The 12,315-nt window shown below is 65.6% G+C and carries 15 protein-coding genes; 8 read left to right on the top strand and 7 right to left on the bottom strand.

Features of this window, described 5'->3' with window-relative positions; translation table 11 throughout:
- Positions 1-31 precede the first annotated feature (31 nt).
- A complete protein-coding gene (locus tag AC5Y21_RS07885) occupies positions 32-385 on the top strand; it encodes a DUF4189 domain-containing protein (protein WP_499911026.1) in 354 nt (117 codons plus the stop codon).
- 67 nt (positions 386-452) lie between these two features.
- Here the strand turns inward: AC5Y21_RS07885 and aspS are convergent, their stop codons facing one another.
- Entirely contained in the window at positions 453-2,225 is a 1,773-nt protein-coding gene (gene aspS, locus AC5Y21_RS07880) for an aspartate--tRNA ligase (protein ID WP_499911024.1), read from the bottom strand.
- Between the two features lie 93 nt (positions 2,226-2,318).
- Between aspS and AC5Y21_RS07875 the strand changes: the two genes are divergently transcribed.
- Positions 2,319-3,215, top strand: coding sequence for an oxidoreductase (locus tag AC5Y21_RS07875; protein ID WP_499911350.1), 897 nt, complete (start codon positions 2,319-2,321; stop codon positions 3,213-3,215).
- A 128-nt stretch (positions 3,216-3,343) separates the two neighbouring features.
- Entirely contained in the window at positions 3,344-4,228 is an 885-nt protein-coding gene (gene ypfJ, locus AC5Y21_RS07870; RefSeq protein WP_499911023.1) for a KPN_02809 family neutral zinc metallopeptidase, read from the top strand.
- Positions 4,229-4,240: 12 nt separating this feature from the next.
- Here ypfJ and AC5Y21_RS07865 read toward each other — a convergent pair whose 3' ends face one another.
- Positions 4,241-5,134, bottom strand: coding sequence for a dihydrodipicolinate synthase family protein (locus tag AC5Y21_RS07865; protein WP_499911021.1), 894 nt, complete (start codon positions 5,132-5,134; stop codon positions 4,241-4,243).
- A gap of 17 nt (positions 5,135-5,151) precedes the next feature.
- Positions 5,152-5,937 (bottom strand): aldolase, encoded by a 786-nt coding sequence (locus AC5Y21_RS07860; protein ID WP_499911019.1) that lies wholly within the window; start codon positions 5,935-5,937, stop codon positions 5,152-5,154.
- A gap of 91 nt (positions 5,938-6,028) precedes the next feature.
- Here AC5Y21_RS07860 and AC5Y21_RS07855 point away from each other — a divergent pair, with 91 nt between their 5' ends.
- Complete coding sequence (locus tag AC5Y21_RS07855; RefSeq protein WP_499911018.1) at positions 6,029-6,535, top strand: helix-turn-helix domain-containing protein; 507 nt, start codon at positions 6,029-6,031, stop codon at positions 6,533-6,535.
- A 19-nt stretch (positions 6,536-6,554) separates the two neighbouring features.
- Here AC5Y21_RS07855 and AC5Y21_RS07850 read toward each other — a convergent pair whose 3' ends face one another.
- Together AC5Y21_RS07850 and AC5Y21_RS07845 are read right to left on the bottom strand one after the other, a co-directional pair.
- On the bottom strand, positions 6,555-7,007 hold the full coding sequence (locus AC5Y21_RS07850) for an Rv2576c family protein (protein WP_499911016.1): 453 nt from the start codon (positions 7,005-7,007) through the stop codon (positions 6,555-6,557).
- A 106-nt stretch (positions 7,008-7,113) separates the two neighbouring features.
- A complete protein-coding gene (locus tag AC5Y21_RS07845) occupies positions 7,114-8,142 on the bottom strand; it encodes an Rv2578c family radical SAM protein (protein WP_499911014.1) in 1,029 nt (342 codons plus the stop codon).
- Positions 8,143-8,190: 48 nt separating this feature from the next.
- Between AC5Y21_RS07845 and AC5Y21_RS07840 the strand changes: the two genes are divergently transcribed.
- From AC5Y21_RS07840 to AC5Y21_RS07825, 4 genes are all read left to right on the top strand, one after another.
- Positions 8,191-8,343, top strand: coding sequence for a hypothetical protein (locus AC5Y21_RS07840; RefSeq protein WP_499911012.1), 153 nt, complete (start codon positions 8,191-8,193; stop codon positions 8,341-8,343).
- A gap of 30 nt (positions 8,344-8,373) precedes the next feature.
- Positions 8,374-9,024, top strand: coding sequence for a hypothetical protein (locus tag AC5Y21_RS07835; RefSeq protein WP_499911010.1), 651 nt, complete (start codon positions 8,374-8,376; stop codon positions 9,022-9,024).
- Between the two features lie 224 nt (positions 9,025-9,248).
- Positions 9,249-9,575 (top strand): hypothetical protein, encoded by a 327-nt coding sequence (locus tag AC5Y21_RS07830; protein WP_499911008.1) that lies wholly within the window; start codon positions 9,249-9,251, stop codon positions 9,573-9,575.
- A gap of 165 nt (positions 9,576-9,740) precedes the next feature.
- Complete coding sequence (locus tag AC5Y21_RS07825; protein WP_499911006.1) at positions 9,741-10,331, top strand: hypothetical protein; 591 nt, start codon at positions 9,741-9,743, stop codon at positions 10,329-10,331.
- Here the strand turns inward: AC5Y21_RS07825 and hisS are convergent.
- Together hisS and AC5Y21_RS07815 are read right to left on the bottom strand one after the other, a co-directional pair.
- Positions 10,328-11,593, bottom strand: coding sequence for a histidine--tRNA ligase (gene hisS, locus AC5Y21_RS07820; protein ID WP_499911004.1), 1,266 nt, complete (start codon positions 11,591-11,593; stop codon positions 10,328-10,330). The genes AC5Y21_RS07825 and hisS overlap by 4 nt on opposite strands.
- A 3-nt stretch (positions 11,594-11,596) precedes the next feature.
- A complete protein-coding gene (locus AC5Y21_RS07815; protein WP_499911002.1) occupies positions 11,597-12,265 on the bottom strand; it encodes an MBL fold metallo-hydrolase in 669 nt (222 codons plus the stop codon).
- Between the last annotated feature and the right edge of the window lie 50 nt (positions 12,266-12,315).

Raw genomic sequence — 12,315 nt, 5'->3', positions numbered from 1 at the left:
GCTGGGCATCAGTCGAGGGGGAATGAAGGCAATGACGAAGAAAAAGTTGGCGGCAGGAGCAGCGGCGGGCCTGATTGCTGCCGGATTAGCTGTGGCGCCTCCGGCGCACGCGTCGGGTTGGCAGTCGATCTATGGCTCGCCGTCGGGGAAGTGGGGCGAGGCGCACGGCTACAACACGAAAGGCGATGCGCAGGCGGCGGCCTTGGGCCGATGCGTGCAGACCGGTGCGTCAGGTTGCGGCGAGGCTGCCACGTCGCAAATGTGCGTCGCGCTGGCCTACAACTCCAATACCTGGCACGGCGGTTACGGGCCGACGCCTCAGGCGGCTCAAAATGCTGCGCGCGCGGTCAATGGCGGCGGCAACATCCTGGTCACCACCTGCTGATTCCTCTCAAAAGAGAGGCGAATGCAAGTGAAGCCGCCTTCCCCAGCGGGAGGTGAGCACCAGCGCGTCAGCTGGGTTTGGGCTTGGCGTCTATTCCGGACTCCCTGCGCTGCTGGGCGGTGATCGGCGCCGGCGCGTCGGTGAGCGGGTCGACACCACCGCCGGTCTTGGGGAACGCGATCACGTCGCGGATCGAGTCCATCCCGGCCAGCAGCGCGATGATGCGGTCCCACCCGAACGCGATCCCGCCGTGCGGCGGGGCGCCAAACGTGAACGCCTCCAACAGGAAACCGAACTTCTCCTCGGCCTCGGCCTTGTCCAGGCCCATCACCGCGAACACCCGCTCCTGAATGTCGCGGCGGTGGATACGGATCGAGCCGCCGCCGATCTCGTGGCCGTTGCAGACGATGTCGTAAGCGTCGGCCAGCACGTTGCCGGGCTCGCTGTCCAGCGCGTCCTCGTGCTCGGGCTTGGGCGCGGTGAAGGCGTGGTGCACCGCGGTCCAGGCCCCCGAGCCCACCGCCACGTCACCGGCAGCGGTCGCTTCGTCGGCTGGCTCGAACAGCGGCGGGTCCACCACCCAGACGAACGCCCAGGCGCTCGCGTCGATCAGCCCCAGCCGGTCGGCGATCTCGCCTCGGGCCGCACCCAGCAATGCCCGCGACGGCTTGGGCGGACCGGCCGAGAAGAAGATGCAGTCGCCGGGCTTCGCCCCGACGTGCGCGGCCAGCCCGTCACGTTCGGCGTCGGTCAGGTTCTTGGCGACCGGACCGCCCAGCGTGCCGTCCTCGCCGACCAGCACGTAAGCCAGCCCGCGGTGCCCGCGTTGTTTGGCCCAATCCTGCCACCCGTCCAGCGTGCGCCGCGGCTGCGCGGCGCCGCCGGGCATCACGACGGCGCCGACATACGGCGCCTGGAACACGCGGAACGTGGTGTCGGAGAAGAACTCTGTGCACTCGACGAGCTCCAGCCCGAACCGCATGTCGGGTTTGTCCGAGCCGAACCGTCGCATCGATTCCGCGTAGCTGATCCGCGGGATGGGCGTGGGAAGCCGGTAGCCGATCAGCGCCCACAGCGCGGTCAGGATCTCTTCCGAGACCGCGATGACGTCCTCGGTGTCGACGAAGCTCATCTCCATGTCGAGCTGGGTGAATTCGGGTTGCCGATCGGCGCGGAAATCCTCGTCGCGGTAGCAGCGGGCGATCTGGTAGTAGCGCTCCATCCCGGCCACCATCAGCAGCTGTTTGAACAGCTGCGGACTCTGCGGCAGGGCATAGAACGTACCCGGCCGCAGCCGGGCGGGCACCAGGAAGTCGCGCGCCCCCTCCGGCGTCGAGCGAGTGATGGTCGGCGTCTCGATCTCGACGAAGTCGTGCCCCGCCAGCACTTCACGGGCGGCGGCATTGACCTTGGAGCGCAACCGGATTGCCGCCGCGGGGCCGTCGCGGCGCAGGTCGAGGTAGCGGTACTTCAGCCGCAACTCCTCGCCCGCGGGCTCGTCCAGCTGAAACGGCAGCGGCGCGCTCTCGCCGAGCACCGTCAGCGAGGTCGCGTTGACCTCGATGTCGCCGGTCGGCAGCTCGGGGTTGGCGTTGCCCTCCGGGCGGATCTCGACCACGCCGGTCACCGCGATGCAGAACTCGGCGCGCAGCCGGTGCGCCTGCGCCAGAACGTCAGGGTCGCGAAACACGACCTGCGCAATTCCGGAGGCCTCGCGCAGGTCGATGAAGATGACGCCGCCGTGGTCGCGGCGACGATCCACCCAGCCGGCCAACGTCACCTGCTGCCCGGTGTCCTGGGTCCGTAGCGAACCAGCGGCGTGGCTGCGCAGCACCAACACTCCCTTTCACGCGGTTTTGAAGCGGTTTTGAACGATTGCCCAGTTTAGAGGGCCGCACTATCGGCATCCGCCACGCAGGGTACGTTCAGTCACATCTCACCCAGCATCGCTCTCGTCGGTCCCGGCGCCGTCGGCACGACGGTCGCCGCGCTGCTGTACAAGGCTGGACATCCGGTATTGGTCTGCGGTCACACCCCGCGCCCAGCCTTCCAAAGCATCGAACTGCGGCCCGACGGCGAGGATCCGATCGTCGTCCCCGGCCCGGTGCACACCGACCCGAACGAGGTAGACGGCCCGGTCGACGTCCTCGTACTGGCGGTGAAAGCGACCCAGAACGACGACGCCGCCGGCTGGCTGGCCCGCCTGTGCGCCGAACACACCATCGTCGCCGTGCTGCAGAACGGTGTCGAACAGGTCGAGCAGGTAGGGCCGCACTGTCCGTCGTCGCCGGTGGTACCGGGCATCGTGTGGTACTCGGCCGAGACCCAGCCCGACGGCTGGGTGCGGCTGCGCGGCCAGGCCAGGCTGGTGCTGCCCAGCGGACCCATGGCCGACGAGCTTGCCGGGCTGTTGCGCGGCGCCGGTTGTCACGTGGACTGCGACCCCGACTTCATGACCGCGGCATGGCGCAAGTTGCTGGTCAACGCGCTAGCCGGCTTCATGGCGCTATCGGGACGGCGGTCGGGCATGTTTCGCCGCGACGACGTCGCCGAGCTGTCACGTCGCTACGTCGCGGAGTGCCTGGCGGTCGCTCAGGCCGAGGGAGCCCGGTTGCCCGACGAGTCGGTCGACGAGCTGGTCGAAATGTTCCGCCAGGCTCCCGAAGACATGGGCACCTCGATGCTGGCCGACCGGGAAAGCCGCCGCCGGCTGGAATGGGACATCCGCAACGGCGTGATCGTCCGCAAGGCGCGCACCCATGGCCTGGCCACGCCGATCAGCGATGTGGTAGTCCCGCTGTTGGCTGCGGCCAGCGACGGCCCCGGATAGGTTGATTCGCATGTACCCGTGCGAGCGCGTCGAGCTGAGCTTCACCGAGAACGCTTACACCGACGTTCGGTTCGCCACAACGCAACAGCGCTAGGCTAATTCGAACAACCAAATTCCGGGAGCGTGCCATGACCTTCAACGAGGGTATGCAGATCGACACCAGCACGGCGACATCTTCCGGCGGCGGTGGTGGCGGCGGGATGATCGCCATCGGCGGCGGCCTCGGTGGGCTGGTGATCGTGCTGTTGGCGATGTTCCTCGGAGTCGATCCCGGTCGCGTGATGAACCAGCAGGGGATGAACACCAGCGACTACTCGGCGCCCGGATTCGACCTGAGTCAGTGCAAAACCGGAGCCGACGCGAACAAGTACGTCCAATGCCGCGTGGTGGCGACCGGCAACTCGGTGGACGCGGTATGGCACCAGCTGATGCAGGGCTACACCCGCCCACAGGTGCGGCTGTTCACGGGTTCGGTGAGAACCGGCTGCGGTGCGGCCACCAGCGAAGTCGGGCCGTTTTACTGCCCGGTGGACAAGACGGCATACTTCGACACCGACTTTTTCAAGGTGCTGGTTGACCAATTCGGTTCCAGCGGTGGGCCCTTCGCACAGGAGTACGTGGTGGCCCACGAATACGGCCACCACGTGCAGAACCTGCTGCACGTGCTGGGCCGCGCCCAGCAGGGCGCGCAGGGTGCGACGGGCAACAGCGTGCGCACCGAGCTGCAGGCCGACTGCTACGCCGGCGTGTGGGCCCACTACGCGTCCACGGTCAAGCAGGAGGGCACCGGAGTGACTTACCTGCAGCCGTTGAGCGACAAGGACATCAGCGATGCTTTGTCGGCCGCGAAATCGGTCGGCGACGACTGGATTCAGCGGCAGACAACCGGAACCACCAACCCCGAGTCCTGGACCCACGGCTCGTCGGAGCAACGACAGCACTGGTTCACCGTCGGGTATCAGAACGGTGATCCGAAGAAGTGCGATACCTACAGCGCTCCCGACCTCGGGTAGGACTCACCCGGTTTAAGCGCGGGTCAGCAACCCCTGCAACTCGGCGCGGCCCTGGTTGTCGAGCGGCAGCAGCGGCGCACGCGGATCCCCCGCCGGAAGCCCCAGCAGATCCAGGCCAGCCTTCACGGTGGTGGCCAGCCCGCCGGCGACGATGAACTCCAGCAGCGGCTTGAGGTCGTCGTAGATCGCCTGCGCCTTGTCGAGATCGCCCGCGCGCACCGCGTCATACAGGTCGAGGCACGGCTGGGGCCGCAGGTTGGGTGCGGCCGTGCACCAGCCGGAGGCGCCCGCGGTCAGCGCGTCGAGCACCAGCGGATTGCTGCCGTTGTAGAAGGGCAGCTGGCCGCCGGAGAGTTCGGCGATGCGCTGCATTCGGGACAGGTCGCCGGTGGATTCCTTGACCATGGTGACGTTGTCAACGGTGTCGAACATGTTGACCAGCAATTCAGGTCGCATGTCCACACCGCTGGTGGCCGGGTTGTTGTAGGCCATGATCGGGATGCCGATGGCGTCGCCGATGCTGCGGTAATGCTGGACGATCTCGCGTTCGGTCAGCTTCCAGTAGGACACCGGCAGCACCATCACCGCGTCGGCGCCGGCCTGTTGCGCATACCGGGCCCGCCGAATCGTCTTGGCGGTAGTCACATCTGACACACCCGCGACCACCGGCAGCCTGCCGTCGACGGTGGCGATGGTGGTGTCGACAACCGTGTCGAACTCGGACTCTTCCAGGTAAGCCAGTTCGCCGGTGCTGCCCAGCGGGGCGATCGCGTGGACTCCCGAGCCGACGAGCTTGTCGACCAGAGCGGCCAGCCGCTTGGTGTCGATCGTGTCGTCGCCGGCGAAAGGGGTTACCGGGTAGGCGAGTATTCCATGAAAGATGCCGTGGTTGTTCGGCTCTGGCACGGACAGGCTCCTTTGCGTCAGCTGGTCAAAACGTCGGGGTGATGGCGCAGGGCGCGGCGGGCGTAGTAGGCGAAGTTGGCTTTGCTGCGTGCGGGCGTCAGCGTCCAGTCGTGGGCCTCGCGGGCCAGCTGCTCCGGGAGTTCCTTGACGGTCCCCGCGGCCATGGCGGCCAATTGCAGTTTCGCGGCACGCTCTATCAGGATCGCCAGGGAGCAGGCCTCTTCAATGCTGGCACCGGCCACCACCTGGCCGTGATGCGCCAGCAGGGCCGCCTTCTTGTCGCCCAGGGCAGCGCTGATGATCTCCCCTTCCTCGTTGCCGACCGGAACACCCGGCCATTTCTCGAGGAACGCGCAGTCGTCGTAGAGCGGCGTGGTGTCCATGTGCGAGACGACCAGTGGGACTTCGAGCATCGACAGTGCCGCCACATGGAAGGGGTGGGTGTGCACGATGCACTGCACGTCCGGCCGCGCACGATAGATCCAGCTGTGAAAACGGTTGGCGGGGTTGGGCATTCCGTCCCCGTCAAGAACATTCAGGTCTTCGTCGACCACCAGCAGATTGTCTTCGGTGATCTCGTCAAACCCGAGACCCAGGCGCTGGGTGTAGTAAGTGCCCTCGACTTCCGCGCGGGCGGTGATTTGCCCCGCCAGCCCGGAGTCGTGCCCGCCGTCGAACAGCGCCCGGCAGGTCAGCGCCAGCTTCTGCCGGGTGGTCAATTGCGACTCGACCGTCTGGGCGGTCAGCTGCTCCTGAGACCGACGCATCAACTCGGACTTCGAATCGGTGAAGGTGGTTGCCATGAGGGCTCCCGGGTATCGCAGAATGTGTGACAGCTTTTGTGACACAATGGTAGCACTATAGGAAACTCTGTGTCATGAGGAGAAGCCGCCGGTGACCGCACTACTGCGCGCCGTCCGCAGACAACGTGGCCTCACTTTGGAGGGGCTCGCCGCGCAGACCGGGCTGACCAAGAGCTACCTGTCCAAGATCGAGCGCGGACAGAGCACACCGTCGATCGCTGTCGCCTTGAAGGTCGCGCGGGCCCTCGATGTCGATGTCGGGCGGCTGTTCTCCGACGAGGCCGCCGAAGAGAAGATCACCGTCGACCGAGCCGGGCCGGCCGACGGGCGATACCGGGCGCTAGCCTCGGCGCTGCTCGGAAAGTCCATGTCGCCGTTCGTCGTCCAGCCGACGGGTAACCCGTCAGACGATGCGCATGCCGAGCACACGGGTGATGAGTTCGTGTTCGTGCATGCCGGGACGATCGAGCTTCAGTACGGCGACCAGACCCTGAGGCTCGGCACTGGCGACAGCGCCTACTTCGATGCGTCGCTCCCCCACAAGATCCGGGGAATCGGTAGACAGCGCGCCGAAGTGGTCGTGGTTGCGTGCCGCTAGCCGATGGCTACCCGTTCAGCTACCAAGGCCGCGTCGAGCACGTCACGCCGGTAGTGGCGCTTTGCGTCGCCACCACCTGGCCGTCCACGGCGATCTCGCAGTGGAGTTCGGGAGTGGCTCCCGAGCCGCAGTCGGGCCAGTGACACCCGCCGCTGGCGGCGACGTACGCCCACTGGTTCGGGTTGGCCAGTGTCGTGGTGTAAACCAGCGGCTGGTCGGGGGTGAACGGCGTCTGCACGGTGTTCATGAACTGCGCTGAATTCGCGTTGAACGCCGCCTGGCTGGGCGGATCGCTGTTGATGTAGCGGACGTTGCCGGTCAGATTGCCGGTGCTGGTGATCGTGTAGGTCACCTGGTGTCCGGCCGGATCCGCGTGCGCGGCCGCCGGGGTTAACGCGACTGCGGCGACTCCGAGAGCCGCGGAAAATGTCGCCGCCGCAATCCCGCGTGTCACTTTGTGCACTTTGGTCATATCGAAAACGCTACCGGATTCGTTACCGAGGTCTTTCGCTGGCGCGAGGGTGCGCAGAATGCCGGGTTTTGCGGCGTGTCGGCGAACAAACGCGCACGCTCGCCGGTCAAAACAGCGTCTGCTGCAAAGGTTCCGGCACTGCGGCCGCTTCGGCCTGCGGCGACGACGGGCGCTGGTCACCGCCCAGCCGATACTTCGCGACCAGCGGCGCAGCTCGTTTGCGCAGCAGGTCGCGGTAGGCCGGCGGCAGATAAGCTCCGCGCCGGTACAACTCGCCGTAGTCCGCGACCAATTCCGGATGCGCACGAGCCAGCCATGACATGAACCAGCCGCGCGTCGAGCCCCGCAGATGCAGTCCGAAAACTGTTACGCCGGTGGCGCCGGCCGCCGCGATCTGGCCGAGCAGCCAGTCGAGGTGCTCAGTGGAATCCGTGAGATACGGCAACACTGGGGCGACCATCACGTGACAGTCCAGGCCGGCTTCGCGGATCGCGGTGACGAGCCGCAGTCGCGCCTGCGGCGTCGGAGTGCCCGGCTCGACGTCGCGGTGCAACTCCGCATCGCCGACCGCCAGTGACACCGCCACCGATATCGGCACCTGGCGGGTCGCTTCGGCGATCAGCGGCAGGTCCCGCCGCAGCAGGGTGCCCTTGGTCAGAATCGACAACGGCGTCCCGGATCCGGCGAGCGCACCAATGATGCCCGGCATCAGCGCGTAGCGGCCCTCGGCGCGCTGGTAGGGATCGGTGTTGGTGCCCAGCGCGACGGTTTCGCGCCGCCATGACGGCCGGTGCAGCTCGCGGCGCAGCACCTCGGCGACGTTGGTCTTCACCACCACCTGGGTGTCGAAGTCGTTGCCGCAGTTGAAGTCCAGGTATTCGTGGGTGGGGCGCGCGAAGCAATAGCGGCAGCCGTGCGAGCAGCCGCGGTAGCCGTTGACCGTGTACCGGAAGGGCAGTGCCGCCGCGTTGGGCACCTTGTTCAGCGCCGACTTGCACAACACCTCGTGGAAGGTGATGCCGTCAAAATGCGGCACGCGCACGCTACGGACGAAGCCGATGCGCTGCAGCCCCGGTAGCGCACCGTCGTCGACGGGCGCCCCGTTCACCGCGACAGCCTGGCCGGACCAGCGCATGTGTCTATTCGAACACCAGTTCGATACCCAAGTCAAGGTCTTCGGCAGATGCAGTACCTGGCTAAAGAGCACTTTAGCCAGGTAGGTGCCGACCGCTCCCCTTACTACGGCGCCGATTGCAAGAAACTCGCCAAGATTCTTTCAAGAGTCCTGTCGTACCTTGCCGCATTGTCGGCCACCATGACCGGCCTCGGAGCATGATGGGGCACATCCGCAAGAAAGGACTCATAAATGTCCCAGTACTGGTGGATCGTAGTCGCCATCGTGGTGATCTGCCTGATGGCGGGCATGACCGCGAGGAGCATCGCAAAAAGCCTGAGCGGACTCGATAAAAGAGAGAAGGCGGTAGTGCGTCGTGCGTGGGGGCCGTCGTCCTTTGTCAGCGACGGCGGCGGTGAACTCTTCTTCCTCGACTTCGTCGGGTTGAATTTGCTCGTAGCGTTGTGGTGGTTTGGCCATTACAAGCACCGCGCCGCCGTCAAGAAAGTCGTCGGCTTTGACCCGAGAGAACAGAACCGCATGGAGGGCGCCATCTTTTCGTTCTACGAGCTTCGCATCACTAGGACCGAGTTGATCAAGGGCTACGGGGAGAGTGCCCAGCGCATTCCGCTGCGAGGGCTCACCGCCGCGGTCACAAAGACCGACACTGTTGATATCACGATCAAAGGGCCAAACACGAAGTTCGTGTACTCCATTCCGAATGACGTTTTTGCCGGTGTCAACCTCAGGAGCGCGCGGCAGTTCGCCGCCCTCCTGAATTTCGAGGCGAGTCGCCGGCCCACACCGGCTCCGGCACAGCATCAAGACGGCTGTATGTGCGGAAGGTGCTGTCAGCAGCGTGTCGCCGCACCTCGACTATCCCGCGAAGACTTTCGAAAGTGAGATGTAAGAAATTGCCAGCATGTCCAGGTGCTACCGATTGGCGAAAGAACACTTCAGCCGAGACCCACATGACCACAATTTCGTACCGCCAGCGCGCCATGACAATCACAAAGCTCGCGCTGATCGCACCGGCGACTGTTACGGCAACGATTGGCCTGGCGGGCCCCGCATATGCAAATGATGAAATCGATTTTCGGTCTCCGTCAGGAGACATCCTTTGCGCCATGACACAGGGACATGACATCAACGACCCGGTGCACTACGGCAAAGGCGCTGTTGCCTGCCAGGTCTTGAATCACACCTATCCCCAACCACCTCTGGTGGACTGTCCTGTGGCGGGGCGTGAATACGATCTCGAGCAAGGGACCCCGGCATACCTGGGCTGTCAGGGAGGGGTGATCGTTGCTCCCCTGCCCCCGAAGTTCGACAACGGCCAAAGTTGGTCAGTCGGCACGATCACTTGCGACATTGCGCCACCAGGGGTGACGTGCACCGACAGCAGCACCGGTCACTTCCTCCGCCTCTCGCGCGATTCCTACCAGCTGGGATGATACGCAGCATCAGGGGCGCGGCGGTTCGTCCGGATGTGGCTAGAAGCCGTTGCCTTTCCAGCCCTAGAAGGCCCTGGTGGGGCCGATGACACCGGCACAAACATTTCAGGTTGGCTCACGATCCGTTTGTCCGATACGGGAAACGGGGAATGGGACCATTGGCCTGTGAATCAGGACGATCCCGAGAAGCGAATCGCCGGTCTGGAACATCGGCTCGCCGAGCAGAACCAACGCCGTTTCGTGGCAACCGTCATCCCGAGTGCCCGGCAGAGGTACGCCACCTTCGGATCGTTGTTTGCGGTGTCCGCGGTGTATCCCATTTCCCAGGAGTTCAAGGGCGGATTCGACCTACTGACTGATTACGGAACGTTCATCTTCCCCGCCATGTTGGTGGCGCTGGCCGTCCTGTGGGGCTTGGCGCTGCGTCGGCTCTTCATGAAGAAAGTCGTTCTCTGCGTAACGACCGACGGCCTGACCGTCGATCAGCGGCCGGGTGAGACTTTCTTGCTGCGTGATGCGGAGCTGGGTCAATGGCGAGGTGGCTGGGGGCGCGGCAGCTACCGGGCCGGCAGGGCGCTTTGCCTGACAGCGGGGTCGCACCGCTTCGTGCTCGCCGATGGGGATTCGCACCCCACCCGCGAAGTACCAATCGAAGGGCCGCAGGTCAAAGCCAAGCATCTCGACGCGTGGACGACGACCCCGGCCTTCGACGAGCTTCTCGCGATCGCAGACTCCGCTCCAGGCAAGCGCGGCTAGCTTTCCAACCGCGAAAGTACCTCGGCGACAACCGAATCGATAGCCACTGAAACCTGATCGCCGGTCGACAGGTCCTTCACCCCGACTGTGCCGGCTTCGAGATCACGGTCACCGGCGACCAGTGCGATACGGGCACCGGAACGGTCGGCCGCGCGCATCGCACCCTTGAGCCCGCGGTCGCCGTAGGCCAGGTCGACGCGGGCACCCGAACCCCGCAACTGCCTAGCCAGCACCGCCAGCCGCAACTTGGCCGCGTCGCTCAATGGCACCGCGAACACGTCGCACCGAGCCGAATCCCCCACGCTCTTGCCTTCGGCGCGAAGGGCTAACAGGGTCCGGTCGACTCCGATCCCAAACCCGATGCCGGACAGGTCTTGTCCGCCGAGTTGACGCATCAGCCCGTCGTAGCGGCCACCTCCGCCGATGCCGGATTGCGCGCCCAGGCCGTCGTGCACGAACTCGAAGGTGGTTTTGGTGTAGTAGTCCAGCCCGCGCACCATGCGCGGATTGATGACATAGGGCACCCCGAACGCGTCCAGGTGCGCCAGAACGGTGTCGAAATGCTGCTTGGCGGCATCGGACAAGTGGTCAAGCAGCACCGGCGCGTCGGCCGTCATCGCACGAACCGCGGGCCTCTTGTCGTCAAGCACCCGAAGCGGGTTGACCTGCGCGCGCCGTCGCGTCTCTTCGTCGAGGTCGAGCCCAAACAAGAACTCTTGCAACAACTCCCGGTATTGCGGACGGCAGGTGTCATCGCCCAGCGAGGTGAGTTCCAGCCGGAACCCATCGAGGCCCAAAGACCGGAACCCGGCGTCGGCTACCGCGATCACCTCGGCGTCCAGCGCCGGGTCGTCGACGCCGATCGCCTCGACGCCGACCTGCTGCATCTGACGGTAGCGGCCGGCCTGCGGACGCTCGTAACGGAAAAACGGGCCCGAATAACGCAATTTCAAGGGCAGGGCGCCGCGGTCGAGGCCGTGCTCGATCACCGCGCGCACCACCCCCGCAGTGCCCTCGGGCCGCAGTGTGAGCGAGCGGTCGCCGCGGTCGGTGAAGGTGTACATCTCCTTGGTCACCACGTCGGTGGACTCCCCTACGCCACGGGCAAACAGCGCGGTGTCCTCGAATATCGGGAGTTCGATGTGGCCGTAGCCGGCCCGTCGCGCCGCGGCCAACAGGCCGTCGCGCACCGCGACGAACTGTGCCGAGTCCGGCGGGACGTAGTCCGGTACCCCCTTAGGTGCCGAGAAGGCGTCCGTCACCGGCTACAGGCCTTCGAGGAACGGGTTGAGACGCCGCTCGGCGCCGATGGTGGTGGCGTTGCCATGTCCGGGTAGTACCACGGTCGTGTCGTCGAGCACCAATAGTTTGTCGACGATCGAGCGCAACAGATCGCGGCCGCTGCCGCCGAACAGGTCGGTGCGCCCGATCGAACGCTCGAACAGCGTGTCGCCGGAGAACACGACGTCCGCGCCGGTCTCGGCCGCCTGCAGGACCCGGAAGCAGACCGATCCGCGGGTGTGCCCCGGGGTGTGGTCGACGTTGACCGACACGGCGCCCAGGTCGATCTTGTCGCCGTCGCGGTCCAGCTCGACGACCTGCTTGGGCTCGCGGAAGAACGCGCCGGTGATCAGCTGCGCCATCCGCGGGCCCATGCCGTAGATGGGGTCTTTCAGCATGAACCGGTCCTCGGGATGGATGTAGGTGGGGCAGCCGAATGTGTCGGACACCTTCTGGGCAGACCACATGTGGTCGATGTGCCCGTGCGTGAGCAGTACCGCGGCCGGGGTCAGCCGATTTTCGTCGAGGATGCGCCGCAACTGGCCCATCGCACGTTGACCTGGGTCCACGACGACGGCGTCCGTTCCCGGCCGTTCGGCCAGCACGTAACAGTTGCAGGCCAGCAAGCCGGCGGGAAATCCCGTGATCAACACGCTTCCCAGTTTCCCATCCCCGGCCCCCGGCGACGGAGCGGGCCTTCCCG

The sequence above is a fragment of the Mycobacterium sp. NGS41 genome (assembly GCF_059812725.1).
This window is presented reverse-complemented; position numbering and strand designations above follow the sequence as displayed.

Coding starts and splice junctions, on each gene's coding strand:
- AC5Y21_RS07885 (WP_499911026.1), top strand. CDS start 32: ATGACGAAGAAAAAGTTGGCGGCAGGAGCAGCGGCGGGCCTGATTGCT.
- ypfJ (WP_499911023.1), top strand. CDS start 3,344: ATGACCTTCAACGAGGGTATGCAGATCGACACCAGCACGGCGACATCT.
- AC5Y21_RS07860 (WP_499911019.1), bottom strand. CDS start 5,937: ATGGCAACCACCTTCACCGATTCGAAGTCCGAGTTGATGCGTCGGTCT.
- AC5Y21_RS07850 (WP_499911016.1), bottom strand. CDS start 7,007: ATGACCAAAGTGCACAAAGTGACACGCGGGATTGCGGCGGCGACATTT.
- AC5Y21_RS07845 (WP_499911014.1), bottom strand. CDS start 8,142: ATGCGCTGGTCCGGCCAGGCTGTCGCGGTGAACGGGGCGCCCGTCGAC.
- AC5Y21_RS07840 (WP_499911012.1), top strand. CDS start 8,191: ATGCAGTACCTGGCTAAAGAGCACTTTAGCCAGGTAGGTGCCGACCGC.
- AC5Y21_RS07835 (WP_499911010.1), top strand. CDS start 8,374: ATGTCCCAGTACTGGTGGATCGTAGTCGCCATCGTGGTGATCTGCCTG.
- AC5Y21_RS07830 (WP_499911008.1), top strand. CDS start 9,249: ATGACACAGGGACATGACATCAACGACCCGGTGCACTACGGCAAAGGC.